Source organism: Pantoea phyllosphaerae, from assembly GCF_051025595.1.
In the GTDB taxonomy this organism is placed as follows: Bacteria; Pseudomonadota; Gammaproteobacteria; order Enterobacterales; family Enterobacteriaceae; genus Pantoea.
On the sequence record NZ_JBPFDE010000003.1, the window covers coordinates 1 to 22,560 of the forward strand.

Annotated in this window: 21 protein-coding genes and 2 tRNA genes; 1 reads left to right on the forward strand and 22 read right to left on the reverse strand. The window is 58.1% G+C overall.

The window, feature by feature from the left end:
• From ACR6A7_RS05350 to sdhC, 21 genes are all read right to left on the reverse strand, one after another.
• Window positions 1-72, reverse strand: a tRNA-Lys gene (locus tag ACR6A7_RS05350).
• A 68-nt stretch (window positions 73-140) separates the two neighbouring features.
• Window positions 141-216, reverse strand: a tRNA-Lys gene (locus tag ACR6A7_RS05355).
• A gap of 166 nt (window positions 217-382) precedes the next feature.
• Entirely contained in the window at window positions 383-1,186 is an 804-nt protein-coding gene (gene cpoB / locus ACR6A7_RS05360; protein WP_434123820.1) for a cell division protein CpoB, read from the reverse strand.
• 9 nt (window positions 1,187-1,195) lie between these two features.
• Window positions 1,196-1,720, reverse strand: a complete 525-nt coding sequence (pal, locus tag ACR6A7_RS05365; protein ID WP_312111482.1) for a peptidoglycan-associated lipoprotein Pal — start codon at window positions 1,718-1,720, stop codon at window positions 1,196-1,198.
• 63 nt (window positions 1,721-1,783) lie between these two features.
• Window positions 1,784-3,079, reverse strand: coding sequence for a Tol-Pal system beta propeller repeat protein TolB (tolB, locus tag ACR6A7_RS05370; protein WP_033751678.1), 1,296 nt, complete (start codon window positions 3,077-3,079; stop codon window positions 1,784-1,786).
• A gap of 115 nt (window positions 3,080-3,194) precedes the next feature.
• Entirely contained in the window at window positions 3,195-4,499 is a 1,305-nt protein-coding gene (gene tolA / locus ACR6A7_RS05375; protein WP_434123822.1) for a cell envelope integrity protein TolA, read from the reverse strand.
• A gap of 27 nt (window positions 4,500-4,526) precedes the next feature.
• Window positions 4,527-4,955 (reverse strand): colicin uptake protein TolR, encoded by a 429-nt coding sequence (tolR, locus tag ACR6A7_RS05380; RefSeq protein WP_434123823.1) that lies wholly within the window; start codon window positions 4,953-4,955, stop codon window positions 4,527-4,529.
• A gap of 13 nt (window positions 4,956-4,968) precedes the next feature.
• Entirely contained in the window at window positions 4,969-5,655 is a 687-nt protein-coding gene (gene tolQ, locus ACR6A7_RS05385; RefSeq protein WP_033751685.1) for a Tol-Pal system protein TolQ, read from the reverse strand.
• The gene (gene ybgC / locus ACR6A7_RS05390) at window positions 5,652-6,056 is read right to left on the reverse strand and encodes a tol-pal system-associated acyl-CoA thioesterase (protein WP_434123824.1); all 405 of its coding nucleotides are present in this window, start codon (window positions 6,054-6,056) and stop codon (window positions 5,652-5,654) included. The genes tolQ and ybgC overlap by 4 nt, the downstream gene beginning before the upstream one ends.
• A gap of 177 nt (window positions 6,057-6,233) precedes the next feature.
• Entirely contained in the window at window positions 6,234-6,527 is a 294-nt protein-coding gene (gene ybgE / locus ACR6A7_RS05395; RefSeq protein ID WP_434123825.1) for a cyd operon protein YbgE, read from the reverse strand.
• Window positions 6,527-6,640 (reverse strand): cytochrome bd-I oxidase subunit CydX, encoded by a 114-nt coding sequence (gene cydX / locus ACR6A7_RS05400; protein WP_434123826.1) that lies wholly within the window; start codon window positions 6,638-6,640, stop codon window positions 6,527-6,529. The genes ybgE and cydX overlap by 1 nt, the downstream gene beginning before the upstream one ends.
• Before the next feature lie 15 nt (window positions 6,641-6,655).
• A complete protein-coding gene (gene cydB / locus ACR6A7_RS05405) occupies window positions 6,656-7,795 on the reverse strand; it encodes a cytochrome d ubiquinol oxidase subunit II (protein WP_434123827.1) in 1,140 nt (379 codons plus the stop codon).
• Window positions 7,796-7,806: 11 nt separating this feature from the next.
• Window positions 7,807-9,378 (reverse strand): cytochrome ubiquinol oxidase subunit I, encoded by a 1,572-nt coding sequence (gene cydA / locus ACR6A7_RS05410; RefSeq protein WP_434123828.1) that lies wholly within the window; start codon window positions 9,376-9,378, stop codon window positions 7,807-7,809.
• A gap of 618 nt (window positions 9,379-9,996) precedes the next feature.
• Entirely contained in the window at window positions 9,997-10,872 is an 876-nt protein-coding gene (sucD, locus tag ACR6A7_RS05415) for a succinate--CoA ligase subunit alpha (RefSeq protein WP_434123829.1), read from the reverse strand.
• Window positions 10,872-12,038, reverse strand: coding sequence for an ADP-forming succinate--CoA ligase subunit beta (gene sucC, locus ACR6A7_RS05420; protein ID WP_033788974.1), 1,167 nt, complete (start codon window positions 12,036-12,038; stop codon window positions 10,872-10,874). The genes sucD and sucC overlap by 1 nt, the downstream gene beginning before the upstream one ends.
• A 73-nt stretch (window positions 12,039-12,111) precedes the next feature.
• On the reverse strand, window positions 12,112-13,332 hold the full coding sequence (gene odhB / locus ACR6A7_RS05425) for a 2-oxoglutarate dehydrogenase complex dihydrolipoyllysine-residue succinyltransferase (protein WP_434123830.1): 1,221 nt from the start codon (window positions 13,330-13,332) through the stop codon (window positions 12,112-12,114).
• 16 nt (window positions 13,333-13,348) lie between these two features.
• Window positions 13,349-16,156, reverse strand: coding sequence for a 2-oxoglutarate dehydrogenase E1 component (gene sucA / locus ACR6A7_RS05430; RefSeq protein ID WP_434123831.1), 2,808 nt, complete (start codon window positions 16,154-16,156; stop codon window positions 13,349-13,351).
• Between the two features lie 203 nt (window positions 16,157-16,359).
• Window positions 16,360-17,076, reverse strand: coding sequence for a succinate dehydrogenase iron-sulfur subunit (locus ACR6A7_RS05435; protein WP_033788969.1), 717 nt, complete (start codon window positions 17,074-17,076; stop codon window positions 16,360-16,362).
• Between the two features lie 14 nt (window positions 17,077-17,090).
• The gene (gene sdhA, locus ACR6A7_RS05440; RefSeq protein ID WP_434123832.1) at window positions 17,091-18,857 is read right to left on the reverse strand and encodes a succinate dehydrogenase flavoprotein subunit; all 1,767 of its coding nucleotides are present in this window, start codon (window positions 18,855-18,857) and stop codon (window positions 17,091-17,093) included.
• Window positions 18,858-19,205, reverse strand: coding sequence for a succinate dehydrogenase membrane anchor subunit (gene sdhD / locus ACR6A7_RS05445; protein WP_434123833.1), 348 nt, complete (start codon window positions 19,203-19,205; stop codon window positions 18,858-18,860). It lies immediately after the preceding gene.
• Window positions 19,199-19,588, reverse strand: a complete 390-nt coding sequence (sdhC, locus tag ACR6A7_RS05450) for a succinate dehydrogenase cytochrome b556 subunit (protein ID WP_033751718.1) — start codon at window positions 19,586-19,588, stop codon at window positions 19,199-19,201. The genes sdhD and sdhC overlap by 7 nt, the downstream gene beginning before the upstream one ends.
• A 633-nt stretch (window positions 19,589-20,221) precedes the next feature.
• Here sdhC and ACR6A7_RS05455 point away from each other — a divergent pair.
• Window positions 20,222-21,505: a citrate synthase gene (locus tag ACR6A7_RS05455; RefSeq protein WP_434123834.1), complete on the forward strand. Its 1,284-nt coding sequence runs from the start codon at window positions 20,222-20,224 to the stop codon at window positions 21,503-21,505.
• Window positions 21,506-21,766: 261 nt separating this feature from the next.
• Here the strand turns inward: ACR6A7_RS05455 and nei are convergent, their stop codons facing one another.
• Window positions 21,767-22,555 (reverse strand): endonuclease VIII, encoded by a 789-nt coding sequence (nei, locus tag ACR6A7_RS05460; RefSeq protein ID WP_434123835.1) that lies wholly within the window; start codon window positions 22,553-22,555, stop codon window positions 21,767-21,769.
• Between the last annotated feature and the right edge of the window lie 5 nt (window positions 22,556-22,560).

Sequence of the window (22,560 nt, forward strand, 5' to 3'; positions counted from 1 at the left end):
GGGTCGTGCAGGATTCGAACCTGCGACCAATTGATTAAAAGTCAACTGCTCTACCAACTGAGCTAACGACCCATCTTTAGGTTGTGAAGCGATGCTGAAGTTTCGCAGCAACAGAGAAGAAAACCTGTTCGCTGAGAAGATGGTGGGTCGTGCAGGATTCGAACCTGCGACCAATTGATTAAAAGTCAACTGCTCTACCAACTGAGCTAACGACCCATCTTCAGGCTTGCCAGACACATTTGCAATCTGTCCCGGCAACGGCGGCATATATTACTGATTTACCGAGGTAGCGCAACCCTTATTTTCCGCCCTCGGCGTCAACTGCTTACCTTTCATGCTGCCAGACCAGAAATCAGGCAAAATCCGGTGCTGGCTGCACAAATTACAGCCCGTCGAGACGTTTTTGCGCCTGCTTCGCCGAATCGGTATTGGGGTAAAGTTTTATCACCTGCTGGAAAACGGCCTTGGCTTTCGCCGTATCCTTTTTCTCCTGCATGATAACGCCAACCTTTAGCAACGCTTCAGAAGCCTTTGGCGACTTCGGGTAATTTTTAACCACGGTGGCGTAGTAGTACGCCGCGTCATCTTTTTTACCCTTGTTGTAATTCAACTGCCCCAGCCAGTAATTGGCGTTTGGCTGGTAGGTTGAGTCAGGATAGCGCTTGACCCACGCCTGCAGCGCAGCGATCGCCTGGTCGTACTGTTTTTTTTCCAGAATCAGCGCCACCGCGGCGTTATAGTCGCTGTTGGCGTCGCCGCTCTGCACCGGCGCGCCTGATGAGGCTGCCGCCGCACCGTCTGCGCTGGCCGCTGCGCCCGTATCGGCGCTCGCCGCCGGCGCATCCGCGCCGCTTTGTGCCGTACTGTTCACGCCGCTGCTGCTCAGGCTGTCGATCTGCTGATAGAGCTGCTTCTGCCGCTCGATGACCTGATTAAGCTGGTAGCTGTTTTGCTGGATTTGCCCGCGCAGCGAATCGATATCGCTTTGGTTGTCGCTCATCTGCTGCTGCAGTTGCTGCAGAAGCTGAGCCTGGGCGTTAGAAATGCGTTCAAGAGTGGTGACGCGGTCTTCGACCGAGCCAGAGCCGACGTTACTGATTGATGCCTGGGCATTAGCGGCCCAGGGGGCCGCTACGCCAACCAGTAACGACAGACCCAACAGGTGAAGTCTGAAGTTACTAATCATGTGATTCTCTTAGTAGACCAGAACGGCACGACGGTTTTTGGAGTAGGCCGCTTCGTCATGACCCAGAACAGCCGGTTTCTCTTTACCGTAAGAGACGATAGACATCTGGTCAGCCGACACGCCTTTGCCCTGCAGATACATCTTCACGGCGTTAGCACGACGCTCGCCCAGTGCGATGTTGTATTCCGGCGTGCCGCGCTCATCCGCGTGACCTTCGATGGTCACTTTGTATGACGGGTTGCTGCGCAGGAAGGCTGCGTGCTGGTCCAGCATCTGAGCGTAGTCAGACTGCACGTCATATTTGTCCAGACCGAAGTAGACGATGTTGTTCTGCTGCAGCTGCTGCATCTGCAGACGCGCCTGCTCGTCAGAAGACATGTTGCCGCTGCCGTTCATGCCAGCACCGTTGCCGTAAGCGCCGTCAGCACCCATGCCAGTCTGGTCGTTGTTGTTGTTTTTGTGTGAGCTACAAGCGGCTACAGCCAGAACCGGCAGAGCCAGCATCAACCCTTTCAGCACTTTGTTCAGTTGCATTTTGTTATCCTGTTATATTGTTTATCATACATTTAACCCCCTGCTGCGCAGGGGACCGATGCATTACAGATACGGCGACCAGGCAGGTGACTTGACCTGTCCATCGGTTGCCGGAAGACGCGCTTTGAAACGCCCATCTGTTGATACCAACTGCAACACGGAACCCATCCCCTGAGTAGAGCTATAGATTACCATCGTGCCGTTTGGCGCCAGACTTGGCGATTCATCCAGGAACGTGCTCGTTAACGTTTGAACGGCTCCCGTTACCAGATCCTGTTTGGCGACGTGCTGAGCGCCACCGGCGCTGCTGATCATCACCATGGTTTTACCATCGGCAGAGACGTCCGCGTCCTGGTTTTGTGAACCTTCCCAGGTAATACGCTGAGGTGCACCGCCGTTGATACCAATTTTATAAATCTGCGGCGCGCCAGCCTGATCTGAGGTGTAAGCCAGCGTCTGGCTGTCCGGGAACCAGCTCGGTTCAGTGCTGTTGTAGCGACCGTCGGTGATTTGACGCGTCTGGCCGGAAGCCAGATCCATCACATAGAGGTTCAGGCTGCCCGTTTTCGACAGGGCGAAAGCGAGTTTCGTCCCGTCTGGCGAGAAGGCCGGCGCGCCATTGTGGCGCGGGAAAGAGGCAACCTGGCGAATCGCGCCGTTTGACAGCGTCTGTACCACCAGCGCTGATTTACCGCTTTCAAAGGTCACATAGGCCACTTTGCTGCCGTCTGGCGACCAGGCCGGAGACATCAGTGGCTGCGGCGAGCGATGGACCACAAACTGGTTAAAGCCGTCGTAGTCTGACACGCGCAGCTCATACGGGAACTGGCCGCCGTTGGTCTGCACCACGTAGGCAATACGGGTACGGAACGCGCCTTTAACGCCCGTCAGCTTCTCGAACACCTCGTCACTGGCGGTGTGCGCAGCATAGCGCAGCCACTGTTTAGTGACCTTGTATGAGTTCTGCGCCAGAACGGTGCCCGGTGCACCGCCGGTGTCCACCAACTGATAGGCAACCTGATAGCTGCCATCTGGATTAGAGGTGACCTGACCGACGACTACCGCATCGATACCCAGTGCGCTCCAGGCGGCAGGCTGTACTTCCTGCGCGCTGGTCGGCTGCTGCGGCAGACGTGAACGATCGATGGGATTGAATTTACCGCTGTTGCGTAAGTCAGCAGAGACGATGCCGCCGACATCTTCAGGCGCGGCGCCTGAGCCAGCCCATTTAAAGGGCACCACACCGATTGGACGCGCGGTGTTTACGCCCTGCGTAATTTCAATGCGTACTTCTGCGTGGAGCATTGCCGCCCACAGCAGAACAAAAAAACCTAAGGTTACACGAAGTGCCTGCTTCATCTTTTCTCCCTTACCTGAACCTGGGTTCACGATAATTCGCACAGTTCCTGAAAAACACGAGTATTCATCTAATACGGCAAGCTAACCTTAGTCCAACCTGCCGTGGGTTACTGCATTATTCCGGTTTGAAACGCATCGGCGCGTTTTTAAACACTTCATACACTGCTTGCGAGGGCGGCTTAGGAATATGAGCCTGCTTCGCGGCAGCGATCGCCGCCTGGCATAACGCCGGGTCGCCGCCTTCAGATTTGACGTCAATCAGCAAACCATCCGGCGCCAGCTTGATACGCAGGTTACACTCTTTCCCCTTATAAGTATCAGCATCGTAGAAGCGGCTCTGAATCGCGCCCACAACCTGCCCCAGATAAGAGTTGATCTCTGCGCCCGATGCGCCCGCTTTTTTCTGGTTGCCCTGCCCTGCCGCGCCGCCGCCGGCCGCGCCACTTTTCGGTGCATTCTTACCAGAGGTCAGGCCGCCAAGCAGATCGTCGACGTCGCTGCTGTTTTTCGCCGCTTCCGCCGCCGCTCTTTTCTTCGCGTCGGCAGCGGCCTTGGCTTTCGCCGCGGCGTCCGCTTTGGCTTTGGCGGCCGCATCGGCTTTCGCTTTCGCCTCGGCCGCCGCTTTCTCTTTCGCGGCTTCCGCTTTTTCTTTGGCTTCCTGAGCGGCTTTTTCTTTGGCCGCTTCGGCTTTCTCTTTCGCTTCCTGCGCCGCCTTCTCTTTAGCCGCTTCCGCTTTCTCTTTCGCTTCTTCGGCCGCTTTGGCTTTCGCCTCTGCTGCCGCTTTCGCCTTCGCATCGGCTGCCGCTTTCGCGTCGGCCACCGCTTTCTCTTTGGCGGCGGACGCGGCGGCGGCTTTCGCCTGCTCTTCCGCCTTTTTCTTCGCCTCGGCAGCGGCCTGTTTCGCCTGTTCTTCCGCCTTTTGCGCCGCCTCGGCAGCCGCTTTAGCCTGCGCCTGCGCCTGCGCTTTGGCATCGGCTTTCGCCTGAGCTGCGGCCGCTTCAGCCGCTTTCTGCTGCTCCTGCGCCGCTTTAGCCGCCGCTTCCGCCTGTTTCTGCTGTTCAGCCTGCGCTTTTGCCGCTTCCTGTGCCTGCAGGCGCTCTTTTTCGATCGCCTTCAGGCGCTGCTGCTCCGCGGCCTGCTTCTGCTGCAGCTCTTCAGCCTGCTGCTGCGCCTGCTTCTCACGCTGCTGCTCGGCGCGCTGGCTGTCGCTTTTCTGGTTCTGCTGACGGTTGTACTGTTCAACCACGGCGCCAGGATCGACCATCACCGCGTCGATATCGCTGCCGCCACCGCCGCCGCTCGCCTCAATATTCTCGTTGAAGGAGCTCCAGATCAGCAGAGCGATCAGCACCACGTGCAGAGCCACCGATATAATTATCGCGCGCTTTAACTTCTCGTTTTGCTCGGTTGCCTTCGACACACTCGGTTCCCAAAAAACGGTTCGACTTTAAATCGGCTGCGTCATCAAACCGACAGATTTAACGCCTGCCTGATGCAGCAGGTTGAGCGCTTTAATAATTTCGTCATAGGGCACATCCTTTGCGCCGCCGATTAAAAAGACGGTTTTCGGATTCGCCTCGATGCGACGCTGCGCCTCGTTCACCACCTGTTCCGGCGGCAACTGCTCCATACGATCGTGATCCACCACCAGGCTGTACTGACCGACGCCTGAAACCTCAACGATCACCGGCGGATTATCGTCGCTGGAGACCGTTTTCGAATCGGTGGCGTCCGGCAGGTCCACTTCTACGCTCTGGGTAATAATCGGCGCTGTCGCCATAAAGATCAGCAGCAGCACCAGCAGGACGTCGAGCAGCGGAACGATATTAATTTCCGATTTCAGGTCGCGGCGGCCGCGACCACGTACTCTGGCCATGGGTTACCTCCGCTTACTTCGCGCTGTCGCTGGAGAAGGCCTGACGGTGCAGGATGGCCGTGAACTCTTCCATAAAGTTGTCGTAGCCCTGCTCCAGCTTGTTGACGCGCTGGTTCAGTCGGTTATAGGCCATGACCGCCGGAATCGCGGCGAACAGGCCGATCGCGGTGGCGATCAGCGCTTCAGCGATACCCGGCGCCACCATCTGCAGCGTCGCCTGCTTGACCGCGCCCAGCGCGATAAAGGCGTGCATAATGCCCCATACGGTGCCGAACAGGCCGATGTAGGGGCTGATTGAGCCGACGGTGCCGAGGAAAGGAATGTGGTTTTCCAGCGTTTCCAGCTCGCGGTTCATCGAGATACGCATTGCGCGGCTGGCGCCTTCCACTACCGCTTCGGGCGCGTGACTGTTGGCACGGTGCAGACGGGCAAACTCTTTGAAGCCCGCGTAGAAGATCTGCTCTGAACCGCTCAGCTCTTCGCGGCGTCCCTGGCTCTCCTGATAGAGACGCGACAGCTCAATGCCGGACCAGAATTTATCTTCAAAGGCTTCCGCCTCGCGTCCCGCCGCGTTCAAAATTCGGGTGCGCTGAATAATGATGGCCCATGAGGCAATAGAAAAGCCGATCAAAATCAACATGATAAGTTTGACCAGAAGGCTCGCCTTCAGGAACAAATCAAGAACGTTCATGTCAGTCACTGCTTGAACTCCGCGACAATAGACTTGGGAAGCGCAATCGGCTTCATAAGATGTGGGTTAATGCAGGCAATCAGGACTTCTGCTTCATTCAGGACTCTGCCTTCTGCATTCACGATACGCTGGGAAAATGTCATGGTTGCGCGCGTCATGGCGGTGACTTCGCTCTGGATCTCCAGAAGGTCGTCAAGACGCGCCGCCGCAACATACTCCACCGTCATGCGCCGCACCACAAAAGAAACCTGCTGTTCCAGCAGCGTTTGCTGATTGAAATGGCGCTGACGCAGCATTTCGGTACGTGCTCGTTCATAAAAAGCGATATAGCTGGCATGGTAAACCACGCCACCAGCATCGGTGTCTTCGTAATAGACCCGAACCGGCCAGCGAAACAGCGTTGTACTCACTCTACATCCCGGTCTCGTTTTTAAACGTTGCTACTATACGCAAGAGATTTGGGGTTGGGAATGGGATGCCAGAGCCAGGAGAAAATAATTATCGGAAGGTAACAATCAGAAGGATTTTCAGTAGATTTCTTGACCTGCCGCTGACAATACCTCACCGCCAGCGGCGGACATTTCGCGTCAGCGCCAGAACCAGTAGAGTGCGAACAGCAGAACGATCAGGGCCAGCAGCGGCGAGAAGAGCGCCTGCCAGCGCGTCCGGCGTGGATGAAAGCCTACGCCATGGATAACGCCAGCGCAGACCGCCCAGATAACCAGAATCCCCTGCCAGACTGAGAGCGTGCTGGTGTGCGCGGCGTAGCGCGAAGGATCCCAGAATAAACAGCCCGCGACAACCAGCGCCAGGATGAGCGAAAGGGCCCGCAAAGGCCCTTTGTTCATCAGACGGTATGACGTCCGAATCAGTTTACGCATCAGGCGCGCTCGTCGTTTGCGGCGCTATCTTCAACGTGCTCAAGCGCCAGCGCGGTGATGATGCCAAAAGCGCAGGCCAGCAGGGTGCCGAGAATCCAGGCAAAATACCACATGCGTCGTCTCCTTAATCAGTAGAGAGAGTGCGTATTGCGCTCAATATGTTCTTTCGTAATCCGCCCAAACATCTTGTAGTAGCACCAGCTGGTGTAGGCCAGGATAATCGGGACGAAGATAAGGGCGGCGAAGGTCATCACCGTCAGCGTGCGCTGGCTCGAGGTGGCATCCCACATCGTCAGGCTCATGCCGGGTTCGATGCTTGACGGCATGATAAAGGGAAACAGGGCGATGCCGGCGGTCATAATGACGCACGCCAGCGTCAACGATGAGCTAAGAAACGCCCAGCCGCCCTTCTCGCAGCGCGAGAAAATGACCGTCAGCAGCGGCAGCACTACGCCGAGCAGCGGAAAGAGCCACAGCGCCGGCATCTGGTTAAAGTTCGCCAGCCAGGCACCCGCCTCGCGCACCACGGTTTTGCCCAGCGGGTTCGAGGCAGCATGGTGATCGATGGCGCTGGTAATCACGTAGCCGTCGATGCCATATTTCACCCAGACGCCCGCCAGCACGAAGCAGACCATCATTACCAGCGCCGTCACCTGCGCCACCGCGCGCGAACGCAGATGCAGCTCGCCTGCGGTGCGCATCTGCAAATAGGTCGCGCCCTGCGTCAGGATCATCGCAACGCTGATTACGCCCGCCAGCAGCCCGAACGGATTGAGCAGCTGGAAGAAGTTACCGGTGTAGACGAGGCGCAAAAATTCATCCGCGCGGAACGGCACCCCCTGCAGCAGATTACCGAACGCGACGCCAATCACCAGCGGCGGCACAAAGCTGCCGATAAAGACGCCCCAGTCCCACATGCCGCGCCAGCGCATATCTTCAATTTTAGAACGATAATCGAAACCCACCGGACGAAAAAAGAGCGACGCCAGCACCAGAATCATCGCCACATAGAAGCCGGAGAAGGCGGCGGCATACACCATCGGCCAGGCGGCGAACAGCGCCCCGCCCGCGGTGATCAGCCAGACCTGGTTGCCGTCCCAGTGCGGCGCGATGCTGTTTATCATAATGCGGCGTTCGGTGTCGTTGCGCCCCATCAGCCGCGTCAGCATGCCGACGCCCATATCAAAGCCGTCCGCGACGGCGAAGCCCACCAGCAGAATGCCGATCAGCAGCCACCAGACAAAGCGCAAAACTTCATAATCAAACATGGTTGCTCTCCTTAACCGCGTACCGGCTCGGCCGCCGCCGCGACCTGCTCATGGTGATAGCGTCCGGTTTTCAGGCTGCTCGGCCCGAGGCGCGCGAATTTAAACATCAGATACATCTCCGCCACGAGGAACAGCGTATAAAGACCGCAGATCAGCAGCATGGAGAAGAGCAGATCGCCCACGGTCAGCGACGAGTTGGCCACCGAGGTCGGCAGCACTTCGCCGATCGCCCACGGCTGACGGCCATATTCGGCGACGAACCAGCCCGCCTCGACCGCAATCCACGGCAGCGGGATGCCGTAGAGCGCCGCCTTCAGCAGCCAGCGATGCTTGCCGACGCGGTTGCGGATCACGCTCCAGAACGAGAAGGTGATAATGCCCAGCAGCAGCACGCCCGCCAGCACCATGATGCGAAAGGCGAAATAGAGCGGCGCCACGCGCGGAATAGAGTCTTTCACCGCCTGCCTGATTTGCGCCTCGGTGGCGTCCGCCACGTTCGGGGTATAGCGTTTCAGCAGCAGCCCGTAGCCCAGATCCTGTTTGCTCCGGTCGAAGGCTTCGCGCACCGCCGGATCTTCGCTACCGCTGCGCAGCTGATTCAGCAGCGCGTAGGCTTTCATACCGTTACGGATGCGCACCTCATGCTGTGTCATGAGATCTTTCAGGCCGGTAACCGGCTTATCGACAGAGCGCGTGGCGATCAGGCCAAGCAGGCCAGGGATCTGCACCGCCGCGGCGTTTTCCTGCTTCTCCTGATCCGGCAGGCCAAACAGCGTGAAGGCCGCTGGCGCGGGCTGGGTATCCCATTCGGCTTCAATCGCAGCGAGCTTGGTTTTCTGTACGTCGCCCATTTCATAGCCCGACTCGTCGCCCAGCACGATAACCGACAGCACCGCCGCCATGCCGAAGCTGGCGGCGATGGCGAACGAGCGTTTCGCAAAGGCGACGTCGCGTCCCTTAAGCAGATACCAGGCGCTGATGCCGAGAATAAACATGGCGCCGGTGGTATAGCCCGCTGCCACGGTATGCACGAACTTCACCTGTGCCACCGGATTGAGCACCAGCTCCGAAAAGCTCAGCATCTCCATGCGCATGGTTTCGTAGTTGAAGGCGGAGGCGATGGGATTCTGCATCCAGCCGTTCGCCACCAGGATCCAGAGCGCCGACAGGTTAGAACCCAGCGCCACCAGCCAGGTCACCGCCAGATGCTGCGTTTTGCTCAGGCGATCCCAGCCGAAGAAGAAGAGGCCAACGAAGGTGGATTCCAGGAAGAACGCCATCAGCCCTTCAATGGCGAGCGGCGCACCGAAGATGTCGCCGACGTAGTGAGAGTAGTAGGACCAGTTGGTGCCGAACTGAAACTCCATGGTCAGCCCGGTGGCCACGCCCAGCGCAAAGTTAATGCCGAATAACTTGCCCCAGAATTTGGTCATATCTTTATAGATCTGTTTACCGCTCAGGACATACACCGTTTCCATGATCGCCAGCAAAAACGCCATACCGAGCGTAAGCGGGACAAACAGGAAATGGTACATCGCCGTTAAGGCAAACTGTAAACGCGACAGCTCGACGATATCTAACATAATGACTCCTTGCTCCTCGCATGACCTTACTCTGCGAATAACAACGGCGAACAACGGGTATTAACGCAGAGAATAAGATTCAGGAACGACCGATTATTAATTCCAGCTTTTTGTTACCGACGGATCAGATGCCTCCGCGGCCCGACGTGAGCGAGTAACAGTGGTGAAACTTCCCCGAAAAGCACCATTCAGTTGAATTCAGGCAGGCGAGAGAGAAAAGCCGTCGGCGTTGATATAGCGCGGCCTGGCGCAATCTCCTGGATGTTATTGGAAACGACTGAATTGATGCAGCGCAATTAAAACCGGTTGGCTTACGCTTTGCCAGCGGTAAAGTTTGTTAAATATCGAGGATTATTGATCTGGATTAACGCTTTTAATTTCCAGATATGTAGCCTTGGGGAGATTGTTAATTAGTTGTCACTGAGAAATAGCGTAATTTAGAAAAGCATTACCTTTAATTTTAATTTTTAACTTTCCGCCGTAAAAAGCATCTACTGCTTCTCGCCCGTTACGCGTCTCGCTGCCGGTGCCTGATTTCGCCTTTTCAGCGCCCTGCTCTCTCCTACAGGCAAAAAAAAGCCACCCCGAAGGGTGGCCTGATAGCTGATGCGTGCGCGCTTAGTTAGCCGGCAGCACCGCTTTTACTGCGTCGCCGATGTCCGCAAGGCTGCGCACGGTTTTCACACCGGCCGCTTCCAGCGCCGCGAACTTCTCGTCCGCCGTGCCTTTGCCGCCAGCGATGATGGCGCCCGCATGGCCCATACGCTTGCCTTTCGGCGCGGTCACGCCCGCGATATAGCCAACAACCGGTTTGGTGACGTGCTCTTTAATGAACGCCGCCGCCTCTTCTTCCGCGCTGCCGCCGATCTCACCAATCATGACGATCGCTTCGGTCTGCGGGTCATCCTGGAACATTTTCAGGATGTCGATGAAGTTAGAGCCCGGGATCGGGTCGCCGCCGATGCCGACGCAGGTCGACTGACCGTAGCCGATGTCCGTGGTCTGCTTCACCGCTTCATAGGTCAGGGTACCAGAGCGCGATACGATGCCGACGCGGCCCGGCTGGTGAATGTGGCCCGGCATGATGCCGATTTTGCATTCGCCTGGGGTGATAACGCCCGGGCAGTTTGGCCCGATCATGCGCACGCCCGCTTCGTCCAGCTTCACCTTAATCGTCAGCATATCCAGCGTCGGGATGCCTTCGGTGATGGTGATGATCAGCTTGATGCCCGCTTCGATCGCTTCCAGGATACCGTCTTTACAGAACGGTGCCGGAACATAAATCACGGTCGCCGTCGCGCCGGTGGCTTCTACCGCTTCGCGCACGGTGTTGAACACCGGCAGACCGAGATGGGTGGTGCCGCCTTTGCCCGGCGTCACGCCGCCAACCAGCTGCGTGCCGTAAGCCAGCGCCTGCTCAGAGTGGAACGTACCCTGACCGCCAGTGAAACCCTGGCAAATCACTTTAGTGTTTTTGTCGATCAGAATAGACATTATTTCCCCTCCGCAGCCGCAACAACGCGCTGTGCCGCGTCTGTCAGGCTGGTTGCTGCAATGATATTCAGTCCGCTGTCCGCCAGTTTCTGTGCGCCCAGCTCAGCGTTGTTTCCTTCCAGACGCACCACAACCGGCACGTTGACGCCGACTTCCGCCACCGCGCCGATGATGCCGTCGGCAATCAGGTCGCAGCGCACGATGCCGCCGAAGATGTTAACGAATACCGCTTTGACCGCGTCGTCGGAAAGGATGATTTTAAAGGCTTCGGTCACGCGCTCTTTGGTCGCGCCGCCGCCCACGTCCAGGAAGTTAGCCGGCTGGCCGCCGTGGTGCTTAACGATGTCCATGGTGCCCATCGCCAGACCTGCGCCGTTGACCATACAGCCGATATTGCCTTCCAGCGCCACGTAGTTCAGTTCCCACTGCGTGGCGTGCGCTTCGCGCGGATCTTCCTGGCTCGGATCGCGCATTTCGCGCAGCTCCGGCTGGCGGAACAGCGCGTTGCCGTCCACGCCCAGCTTGCCGTCGAGGCAGACCAGATCGCCCTGCTTCGTGATCACCAGCGGGTTGATCTCAACCAGCGCCAGGTCGCGCTCGAGGAACAGCGTCGCCAGGCCCATAAAGATTTTCGTGAACTGGCTGACCTGCTTGCCGGTCAGGCCGAGTTTAAACGCCAGCTCGCGGCCCTGATAAGGCTGCGGACCCGTCAGCGGATCGAGCGCCATTTTGTGGATCAGGTGCGGGGTCTCTTCCGCGACTTTCTCAATCTCCACGCCGCCTTCGGTCGAGGCCATAAAGACCACGCGACGGGTCGCACGGTCAACCACCGCGCCCAGATAGAGCTCCTGATCGATATCGGTCGCCGCTTCAACCAGGATCTGGTTAACCGGCTGGCCGTCGGCGTCAGTTTGATAGGTCACCAGGCGTTTGCCCAGCCAGTGCTCAGCGAAAGCGCGAATCTCTTCTTTGCTGTTAACCACTTTCACGCCGCCCGCTTTACCGCGTCCGCCGGCATGAACCTGACATTTCACTACCCACGGGCCAGAACCAATTTTAGAGGCCGCTTCTTCCGCTTCGCGTGGCGTAGTGCAGGCGTAGCCGGTGGGTGCCGGCATACCATACCGTGCAAACAGCTGTTTCGCCTGGTATTCGTGTAAGTTCATGATGTTCTATCCATTCAGGTCTGAAAAGAGTAATAAGGTTGGGCGCGCGTTTGGTCGGCGCGCCCGGCAAAAATCAGACGTCCAGCAGCAGACGTGCCGGATCTTCCAGCAGCTCTTTTATCGCCACCAGATAGCTGACCGATTCACGGCCATCGATCAAGCGGTGATCGTAGGAGAGCGCCAGGTACATCATCGGCAGCACCACGACCTGACCATTGACCGCCATCGGACGATCTTTGATGGCGTGCATGCCCAGGATGGCACTCTGCGGCGGGTTGATGATCGGCGTCGACATCAGCGAGCCAAAAACGCCGCCGTTAGTGATGGTGAAGTTACCGCCGGTCAGCTCGTCGACCGTCAGCTTGCCGTCACGGCCTTTCACCGCCAGCTCTTTGATTTTCTTCTCAATGTCCGCCATGCTCAGCGCGTCGACATCTTTCAGCACCGGAGTCACCAGGCCGCGCGGCGTGGAGACGGCGATGCTGACGTCGAAGTAGTTGTGATACACCACATCTTCGCCGTCGATTGAGGCGTTCACTTCCGGGAAACGCTTCAGCGCTTCCACCACAGCCTTGAGGTAGAAGGACATAAAGCCCAGACGCACGCCGTGACGCTTCTCGAAGGCATCGCCGTACTGCTTACGCAGATCCATGATCGGCTTCATGTTCACTTCGTTGAAGGTGGTCAGCATGGCGGTGCTGTTCTTCGCCTCCAGCAGACGCTCGGCCACGCGCTTGCGCAGACGGGTCATCGGCACGCGTTTTTCGCTGCGGTTGGCGACGGCTGGCTGCGGCGCAGCTTCAGCGGCGGCTGGCGCAGCTTTCGCCGCGGCAGGTTTGTTCGCCAGATGCTTTTCCACATCTTCACGCGTAATACGACCGCCGACGCCGCTGCCTTTAATCTGCGTCGCGTCGAGATCGTGTTCGGCGATCAGGCGACGGATGGCCGGGCTCAGCGTATCGTTGCTCTCTTCTTCCAGCGACGCGGTCTGGCGCTGCGCTGGCGTGGACTCGTTGGCTTCGGCTTTGGCGCTGGTCTCTTTGCCAGCGCTGTTGCCCTCTTTCAGGCGACCCAGAATCTGACGCGACGTGACGGTCGCGCCCTCCTCTTCCAGCACGGCTTCCAGCACGCCGTCAGCCTGGGCCGGCACTTCCAGTACCACTTTGTCTGTTTCGATCTCTACCAGCACTTCGTCGCGGCTTACCGCATCGCCTGGTTTTTTGTGCCAGGTTGCCACGGTGGCATCGGCAACGGATTCAGGCAGGTCGGGAACGAGAATATCTACGCTACTCATTATCTTTCCTTTTAAATTAACCAAGGTTCAGCGCGTCATTAACCAGGTCTTGCTGCTGTTGTTGATGTACGGACATATAGCCCACGGCCGGCGAAGCGGAGGCCGGACGGCCCGCATAGCGCAGCGACGCGCCAAACGGAACCACTTCGCGGAAGTGATGCTGGCTACAATACCATGCGCCCTGATTCAGCGGCTCTTCCTGACACCAGACAAAATCCTGCACATGGGCATAATCTTTCAACGCTTCCTGCACCGCTTTATGCGGGAACGGATAGAGCTGCTCGATGCGCACGATGGCGACATCGGTCTGCTCGTTTTTGCGGCGCTGCTCAAGCAGATCGTAGTAGACCTTGCCGGAGCAGAGCACCACGCGTTTCACCTGCTGCGGATCGAGCGCGTCGATTTCACCGATAGCGGGCTGGAAGCTGCCGTTGGCCAGCTCGTCCAGCGACGAGATCGCCAGCGGATGACGCAGCAGCGACTTCGGCGACATAACCACCAGCGGACGGCGCATACCGCGCAGCGCCTGACGACGCAGCATGTGGTAAACCTGCGCCGGCGTGGAGGGCACGCACACCTGCATGTTCTGCTCAGCGCAGAGCTGCAGATAACGCTCCAGACGCGCGGAGGAGTGTTCCGGGCCCTGGCCTTCATAGCCGTGCGGCAGCAGCATCACCAGGCCGCACATGCGTCCCCACTTCTGCTCACCGGAGCTGATGAACTGGTCGATCACCACCTGTGCGCCGTTGGCGAAGTCGCCAAACTGCGCTTCCCAGATGGTCAGGGTACGCGGCTCTGCAGTGGCGTAGCCATATTCGAACGCCAGCACCGCCTCTTCCGACAGCACGGAGTCCCACACCTTAAACTGACCCTGTCCATTATGGATATGGTGCAGCGGCGTGTAGGTCGAGCCGTTAGCCTGGTTGTGGATCACCGCATGGCGGTGGAAGAAGGTGCCGCGGCCGGAGTCCTCGCCGGAGAGACGCACCGGAATGCCCTCATCCACCAGCGTGGCGTAGGCCAGATTCTCGGCCCCGCCCCAGTCGAAGGGCTTGTTGCCTTCGGCCATCTCTTTACGGTCGTTGTAGATTTTCGCCACGCGCGCCTGCACCTCAACGGCGTCAGGAATTTGGCTGATGCGGCGCGCCAGCTCCTGCAGGCGTTTCGGTTCGACGGTGGCCGGGTAGCTCTCATCCCACTCATGGTTGAGGTAAGGGGACCAGGTAAAGGAGTGCAGGCTCATCGGGCGCCATTCGGCGACCACGCACTCGCCCGCGTCCAGCGCGTCGCGATAGAGATTGACCATCTCGGTCGCATCTTCCGCGCTGGCAGAGCCTTCCGCCGCCAGGCGATCGGCATAAAGCTTACGCGGCGTCGGATGCTTTTTGATCTTTTGATACATCAGCGGCTGGGTCGCGCTCGGCTCGTCGGCTTCGTTATGGCCGTGACGACGGTAGCAAACCAGGTCGATAAAGACGTCGCGCTTGAAGGTGTTGCGATAGTCGAGCGCCAGACGCGTGACAAAGGCCACCGCTTCCGGGTCGTCCGCGTTGACGTGGAAGATTGGCGCCAGCACCATTTTACCGATATCGGTACAGTACGGCGTTGAACGGGCGTCGCGCGGGTTAGAGGTGGTAAAGCCTACCTGGTTGTTGATCACGATACGGACGGTGCCGCCGACTTCGTAGCCGCGCGCCTGAGACATGTTCAGGGTTTCCTGCACCACGCCCTGGCCAATCACCGCAGCGTCGCCGTGAATAGTGATCGGCAGCACCTGGTTGCTGCCCGGCGAATCGAGACGATCGAGACGCGCGCGCACCGAGCCCATGACGACCGGGCTGACGATTTCCAGATGGGACGGGTTGAACGCCAGCGCCAGGTGCACCAGGCCGCCTTCAGTCTCGATGTCAGACGAGAAGCCCATATGGTATTTCACGTCGCCCGTGCCGAGGTGATCTTTATGCTTGCCGGAGAATTCGTCGAAGAGATCCTGCGGCTTTTTGCCCAGCACGTTGATCAGCACGTTAAGGCGACCGCGGTGCGCCATACCCAGCACCACTTCGCGCGTGCCGCTCTTGCCCGCGTGACGGATCATTTCGCGCAGCATCGGGATCAGCGCGTCGCCGCCCTCCAGCGAGAAGCGTTTCGCGCCCGGGAATTTCGCGCCCAGGTATTTTTCCAGCCCTTCTGCCGCAGTCAGCTCTTTCAGGAAACCTTTTTTCTCTTCGCTGGTGAAGGCTGCACGACCCGCCGCCGATTCCAGACGCTGCTGGATCCAGCGCTTCTCTTCGGTGTTGTTGATGTGCATGTACTCTGCGCCGATAGAGCCGCAATAGGTCTGCTGCAGCGCATCGAAGAGGTCGGCCAGCTTCATGGTCTCTTTGCCGATGGCGAAAGAGCCGACGTTAAAGCTTTCCTGAAAATCGGCGTCGGTCAGATCGTGAAAGGCGGGATCGAGGTCCGCGACGCGATCCTGCTTCCACAGGCCAAGCGGGTCGAGATTTGCATGCTGATGGCCGCGAAAACGGAAGGCGTTAATCAGCTGCAGGACTTTAACCTGTTTTGAATTAGCGGCCGGGTCGGAGACGGTGGAGGTGTAACGAGATGCATCTTTCGCCAGGCGACGAAAGTATTCGCGCGTGGTGGAGTGAAACTGTTCAGGCTTCACGCCGGTGCCCGGCAGCTGTTGGAACATCGTGCGCCACACTGCATCGACAGAGTCCGGATCGGTCAGGAAATCCTCATAGAGTTGCTCTATGTAAGACTGGTTCGCGCCGGCCAGCCAGGAGGAGTCCAGCCAGGGTTTCATCGCGCTGTTCTGCATTGTGATCCCTTAAGCATTACTATGCTTTTTTGAGGTTTCATTTGTTGCCGCTTTCGCGGTTTGCCGTAGTGAGTTCAGCGATACGAGCCTGTGCGCTCACACGCGCCCTGCCCGTAAGGGAACCTTGCTAAGCGTGGCGTCGCCGCGCTTAGCAAGGCTTCCGTAAAACGCCGGGAACCTGAGGTTCCCGGACGGATACTGTTTTATGCGCCCCGCTGCAGCAGCATCGACTTGATATGGCCGATGGCGCGCGTCGGGTTCAGTCCTTTCGGACAGACGCTCACACAGTTCATGATGCTGTGACAGCGGAAAACGCTGAAAGCGTCGTTCAGATTGTCCAGACGCGCTTCCGTTTCGGTGTCGCGGCTGTCGATCAGGAAGCGATACGCGGCCAGCAGGCCCGCAGGACCGACAAATTTGTCGGGATTCCACCAGAACGACGGACAGGAGGTTGAGCAGCAGGCGCAGAGAATGCACTCATACAACCCATCCAGATGCTCACGCTCGGCAGGCGACTGCAGATGTTCACGTGCTGGCGGATTCTCCCCGTTATTCAACAGGTAAGGCTTAATCTTCTCATACTGCGCGTAGAATTGCCCCATATCCACGACCAGGTCGCGAACCACCGGCAGGCCCGGCAGCGGACGAATAACGATCTTCTTCGTGCCGTTGCCCAGCGCCGACACCGGCGTGATGCACGCCAGGCCGTTTTTGCCGTTCATATTGAGGCCGTCGGAGCCGCACACGCCTTCACGGCAGGAGCGACGAAACGCCAGCGTCGGATCTTTCTCTTTCAGCCGGATGAGCGCGTCCAGCAGCATCATGTCGCGGCCATCTTCCGATTCCAGCGTGTAATCCTGCATGCGCGGCGCGGCGTCGACTTCAGGATTGTAGCGATAAATTGAAAACTCAAGTTTCATGATCGTCTCCGCTATTAGTAGGTACGCACTTTCGGCGGGAAGGCCGCGCGCAGTTTCGGCTGCATGTTCACCTCGCGGCGCGTCATGCTCTCGGTTTCGGGGACGTAGAGACTGTGGCACAACCAGTTTTCATCATCGCGATCCGGGAAGTCGAATCGACTGTGCGCGCCGCGGCTTTCGGTGCGGAAGTTCGCCGCAACCGCCGTGGCGTAAGCCGTTTCCATCAGGTTATCCAGCTCCAGGCACTCAATACGCTGGGTATTGAAGTCCGGTGAACGGTCATCCAGACGGGCTGATTTCAGACGCTCGCGAATCTGCTTCAGCTCTTCCAGGCCCTGCTTCATCGCATCGCCTTCGCGGAATACTGAGAAGTTGTTCTGCATGCAGCGCTGCAGCGCTTTGCGGATTTCTACCGGATCTTCGCCGGTCGTGTTGTTTTCCCAGCGGTTGAAGCGCGCCATGGCGGCGTCGATTTCATCCAGCGTGGCGTCGCGCAGCGGGCCCTGCTGTTCGATGCACTCCATCAGATGCACGCCGGCCGCGCGGCCAAACACCACCAGGTCCAGCAGCGAGTTGCCGCCGAGACGGTTGGCGCCGTGCACCGAAACGCAGGCGATTTCGCCGACGGCGAACAGGCCGGGAATCACTTCATCTTCGCCCTGCGCGTTGACGCGCAGCGCCTGACCGGTCACTTTGGTCGGAATGCCGCCCATCATATAGTGGCAGGTCGGGATCACTGGGATAGGCTCTTTGATCGGATCGGCGTGCGCGAAGGTGCGCGACAGCTCGAGAATGCCCGGCAGACGCGACTCCAGCACCTCGGCGCCCAGGTGATCGAGCTTCAGCTTGATGTGCGGGCCCCACGGGCCGTCGCAGCCGCGGCCTTCGCGGATTTCGATCATCATGGAGCGCGCCACCACGTCGCGGCCCGCCAGATCTTTCGCGTTTGGCGCGTAGCGCTCCATGAAGCGCTCGCCGTGTTTGTTCAGCAGATAGCCGCCTTCACCGCGGCAGCCTTCGGTCACCAGCACGCCTGCGCCGGCAATGCCGGTTGGGTGGAACTGCCACATCTCCATATCCTGCACCGGCACGCCTGCGCGCAGCGCCATGCCGACGCCGTCGCCGGTATTGATGTGGGCGTTGGTGGTCGACTGATAGATACGGCCAGCACCGCCGGTCGCCAGAATGGTCGCTTTGGCCTTGAAGTAGACGGTTTCGCCGGTTTCGATGCAGATCGCCGTACAGCCGACGATGGCGCCGTCCTGATTTTTCACCAGGTCGAGCGCGTACCATTCGGAGAAGATGGTGGTTTTATTTTTCAGGTTCTGCTGATAGAGCGTATGCAGCAGCGCGTGACCGGTACGGTCCGCCGCCGCCGCGGTGCGTGCCGCCTGCTCGCCGCCGAAATTTTTCGACTGGCCGCCGAACGGACGCTGATATACGCGGCCATCCTCCAGACGGGAGAACGGCAGACCCATATGTTCCAGCTCCAGAATCGCTTCCGGGCCGGTTTTACACATATATTCGATCGCGTCCTGGTCGCCGATGTAGTCGGAACCTTTGACGGTGTCGTACATATGCCATTCCCAGTTATCTTCGTGGGTGTTGCCGAGCGCGACGGTAATGCCGCCCTGCGCAGACACAGTGTGGGAACGGGTCGGGAAGACTTTCGATAGCAGGGCGCAGCTCTGGCCCGACTGGGAGATTTGCAGTGCGGCGCGCATTCCTGCGCCGCCTGCGCCGATCACCACGGCATCAAATTCTCTAACTGGCAAATTCATTTACACACCCCACACCACAACAGTTCCATAAATTGCATACGACAACAGCGCGACCACAATCACCAGCTGCAGGATCAGACGAAGCGCCAGACCTTTTATGTAGTCGGTCAGCACCTGCCACATGCCAATCCAGCCGTGAATTAGAATGGAGAACAGCGTCAGCAGGGTGAACACTTTGGTGAACGACGAGGCGAAGAAGCCGCGCCAGACATCATAGGTCAGCGTGTCGGTCAGGGCGATAAAGCCCACGATGTAGAGGATATAGAGCGTAATGAGGATTGCCGAAGCGCGCAGCAGTAGCCAGTCCTGAATGCCGCTGCGGCCCAACGCGGATGCATTGTTTACCATACGAGAACTCCTGCCAGGATTGAAAGCACGACAGTAATGCCGAAGGTGACCCAGGCGGATTGGCGGCCGATAGCCAGCGTCTCAGCAAGGTAACCAAAGTCCATCAACATATGACGAATCCCGCCCACCGTGTGGAATGCCAGCGCGGTAAGGATGCCCCAGAGAATAAACTTCACAAAGAAGCTATCCATAATGGCGGCAGCGTGCTGGAAACCTTCCGGGGAAGAGAGAGAAGTGCCCAGCAACCAGAGCAGGATACCGAGAGCCACAAAGGTGATGACGCCGGAAACGCGGTGGAGAATGGACGATATTGCAGTAACGGGAAACCGGATCGTCGAGAGATCCAAGTTGACAGGTCTTTGTTTTTTCACGGTTTTGCCCACACAGCTCTTTTTTATTTTGCTTCCTCCGGTCCCTGAGGCGGAGTCGAATCACAGGTGTGTTCAGACTTTAACCGTCACCAAATCAGCAACATCCAGTGTTAATTGACGCGGTAGAAACGCTGGGTGGCTCCTGGTGTCAGGGGGTTTCCGGAGACCTGGCGGCAGTATAGGACGATCACATTCTTATTACAATTACCCTACAATCCCTTTGGGTACATTTGCGTGAAACAGTGATCCGACTCACGAATTTCACATTTAATACAAATTTAATTATCTGATTTGACAAAAGTTCAACAATTCAGTTACAAACTAGGGCATCAAACCCCAGTGATGCACAAAAGTTATGGGGATACACTTTCCCCTAAGCACAAGTTATGTAACATTCTGGTTATGAGCACCCTAAAACAACAGGTTGTTGATTACCAGAAAGTTATGTCCCGACCGGATCTTTAACAACCGCGATATGCAGAATTTCATGACTGCCACGTTCCCTGCCGGGAAACGCCTCTCACTCTGTACCCTGCACCCGCGTTGTTACCGCAGAGTGTTATTGTGAAGTTAATGGCGACCGCAACATGACCGCTTTTCAGGTGTCTAAGATCCATACTTACATAAGGCGCTATGGAGACGAAAATGACAGATAAAAAAGTGACGCTAACCCTACAAGATGACACGGCTCTTGAGCTGGACGTGCTGCAAGGCACACTTGGGCAGGATGTGGTTGATGTCCGCGCCCTGGGCTCCAGCGGCCTGTTCACCTTTGACCCGGGTTTCACCTCTACAGCGTCCTGCGAATCCAAAATCACCTTTATCGACGGCGATGAAGGCATTCTGCTGCATCGCGGCTTCCCTATCGATCAGTTAGCGACCCACTCTAACTATCTGGAAGTGTGCTATATCCTGCTGTACGGCGAAGCGCCCACGCAGAAGCAGTTTGAAGCGTTCCGCGAGACCGTGACCCGTCATACCATGATCCATGAGCAGATTACCCGTCTGTTCCACGGCTTCCGTCGCGACTCCCACCCCATGGCGGTAATGTGCGGCGTGACCGGCGCGCTGGCCGCTTTCTACCACGATTCGCTGGATGTGAATAACGAGCGTCACCGTGAAATCGCCGCGTTCCGTCTGCTGTCGAAGATGCCGACCATGGCGGCGATGTGTTACAAATATTCTATTGGTCAGCCTTTTGTTTATCCGCGCAACGACCTCTCCTACGCTGGCAACTTCCTGCACATGATGTTCGCCACCCCTTGCGAAGAGTACAAGGTGAACCCGGTGCTGGAACGCGCGATGGACCGTATTCTGATCCTGCACGCCGACCATGAGCAGAACGCCTCTACCTCTACCGTGCGCACCGCAGGCTCGTCCGGCGCTAACCCCTTCGCCTGTATCGCTGCGGGCATCGCCTCGCTGTGGGGACCGGCGCACGGTGGCGCAAACGAAGCCACCCTGCGTATGCTGGAAGAGATCAGCACCGTTGAGCATATTCCGGAATTTGTGCGCCGCGCGAAAGATAAAAACGACTCTTTCCGCCTGATGGGCTTTGGTCACCGCGTCTACAAAAACTACGACCCGCGCGCCACCGTGATGCGCGAGACCTGTCACGAGGTGCTGAACGAGCTGGGCATGAAGGATGACCTGCTGGAAGTGGCGATGGAGCTGGAGCATATCGCGCTGAACGACCCCTACTTTATCGAGCGCAAACTCTACCCGAACGTCGATTTCTACTCCGGCATTATTCTGAAAGCGATGGGTATTCCGTCTTCGATGTTTACCGTAATCTTCGCCATGGCGCGTACCGTCGGCTGGATCGCCCACTGGAAAGAGATGCATGACGAAGGCATGAAAATTGCGCGTCCGCGTCAGCTCTATACCGGCTATACCGAGCGTGAGTTTACCTCTGCGCTGAAGAAATAACCGCAGCGGCTTCTGTTCAGGCCGCACAGAAGCCTGAAGAGCGGGTAACATAGACCGAAGAGCAAAGCGTCCCACGCCAGGGATGGCGTGGGCCGAGCGTGCAGGGATGCGTAAAGCGACTTTGCGATCGGGCTATGTTACCCGCGTCGGCTCGATATATCAGACTATGAGCGGAGAGAAATCTCCGCTTTTTTTATGAATGCTGAAACCCATCGTCTGAAAGACAGATGCCGGTCGCGTGTAGCAATAGACCGTGCCCTTTTAGTGCTGGCAGCCCGGACACCAGTAAAACGGCCGCGACGACAGCGTCCCCTTCTGAATAATCTCGCCGCAGCGACGGCACTTCTTGCCCTGCCGATGAAACACCTCAAAGCGAAACGCCGCGCCGTGATGGTACTTCTTCATGGTGCCGCGCATCCGGTAGGAGTGACGCGGTATCGCCAGCAGCGCCTCGCTGAGCAGGTCAAGCTGCTCATCCGTTAAATCCTGCGCGCGATGCTGCGCCAGCAGGCCCGCCTGCCAGAGGATCTCCACGCGCAGATAGTTGCCCAGCCCCGCCAGAAACGCCTGATCGAGCAGCAGCCCGCTGAACTGACGGCGGCGAAAGCGCGGCGACAGCAGCCGCTCGCGCACCGTCGCCACGTCAAGCTGCGCGTCGAGCACGTCGGGACCCACGCGATTTAAAAACGGATGCGCCGCCAGCGAGTCGGCGTTCAGCAGTTCGATATCGGAGGCGCTGTAAAGCAAAATGGCGCGATCGGCGACCGCCAGCCGCACGCGCAGCTGACGTTTGGTTTCCGGCACCGTGCCGCTCTCCACGACGCGCCAGACGCCGTACAGCTGATTATGGCTGTAGAGCGTCAGGCCGTTGGAGAAGTGCGTCAGCAGCGCTTTGCCGCGCGTCTCGATGGCGTTGACCTGCTCGCCCAGCAGCGCGGGCTCGTAGGTTTTAAGCTCGGGAAAGGCAAACCAGACGTCCGTCAACGGCTTGCCGACTATCGCTTCTTCAAGCTGATCCGCCGCGCGGCGGATCTCCGGTCCTTCTGGCATAATCG

What these genes read in the sequence shown, in the direction of transcription:
- nei (WP_434123835.1), bottom strand. Translation starts at nt 22,555, where the DNA reads ATGCCAGAAGGACCGGAGATCCGCCGCGCGGCGGATCAGCTTGAAGAA.
- cydX (WP_434123826.1), bottom strand. Translation starts at nt 6,640, where the DNA reads ATGTGGTATTTTGCCTGGATTCTCGGCACCCTGCTGGCCTGCGCTTTT.
- tolB (WP_033751678.1), bottom strand. Translation starts at nt 3,079, where the DNA reads ATGAAGCAGGCACTTCGTGTAACCTTAGGTTTTTTTGTTCTGCTGTGG.
- sdhD (WP_434123833.1), bottom strand. Translation starts at nt 19,205, where the DNA reads ATGGTAAACAATGCATCCGCGTTGGGCCGCAGCGGCATTCAGGACTGG.
- odhB (WP_434123830.1), bottom strand. Translation starts at nt 13,332, where the DNA reads ATGAGTAGCGTAGATATTCTCGTTCCCGACCTGCCTGAATCCGTTGCC.
- ybgE (WP_434123825.1), bottom strand. Translation starts at nt 6,527, where the DNA reads ATGCGTAAACTGATTCGGACGTCATACCGTCTGATGAACAAAGGGCCT.
- tolR (WP_434123823.1), bottom strand. Translation starts at nt 4,955, where the DNA reads ATGGCCAGAGTACGTGGTCGCGGCCGCCGCGACCTGAAATCGGAAATT.
- sucC (WP_033788974.1), bottom strand. Translation starts at nt 12,038, where the DNA reads ATGAACTTACACGAATACCAGGCGAAACAGCTGTTTGCACGGTATGGT.
- pal (WP_312111482.1), bottom strand. Translation starts at nt 1,720, where the DNA reads ATGCAACTGAACAAAGTGCTGAAAGGGTTGATGCTGGCTCTGCCGGTT.
- cpoB (WP_434123820.1), bottom strand. Translation starts at nt 1,186, where the DNA reads ATGATTAGTAACTTCAGACTTCACCTGTTGGGTCTGTCGTTACTGGTT.
- sucD (WP_434123829.1), bottom strand. Translation starts at nt 10,872, where the DNA reads ATGTCTATTCTGATCGACAAAAACACTAAAGTGATTTGCCAGGGTTTC.
- cydA (WP_434123828.1), bottom strand. Translation starts at nt 9,378, where the DNA reads ATGTTAGATATCGTCGAGCTGTCGCGTTTACAGTTTGCCTTAACGGCG.
- ACR6A7_RS05435 (WP_033788969.1), bottom strand. Translation starts at nt 17,076, where the DNA reads ATGAAACTTGAGTTTTCAATTTATCGCTACAATCCTGAAGTCGACGCC.
- sucA (WP_434123831.1), bottom strand. Translation starts at nt 16,156, where the DNA reads ATGCAGAACAGCGCGATGAAACCCTGGCTGGACTCCTCCTGGCTGGCC.
- sdhA (WP_434123832.1), bottom strand. Translation starts at nt 18,857, where the DNA reads ATGAATTTGCCAGTTAGAGAATTTGATGCCGTGGTGATCGGCGCAGGC.
- ACR6A7_RS05455 (WP_434123834.1), top strand. Translation starts at nt 20,222, where the DNA reads ATGACAGATAAAAAAGTGACGCTAACCCTACAAGATGACACGGCTCTT.
- cydB (WP_434123827.1), bottom strand. Translation starts at nt 7,795, where the DNA reads ATGTTTGATTATGAAGTTTTGCGCTTTGTCTGGTGGCTGCTGATCGGC.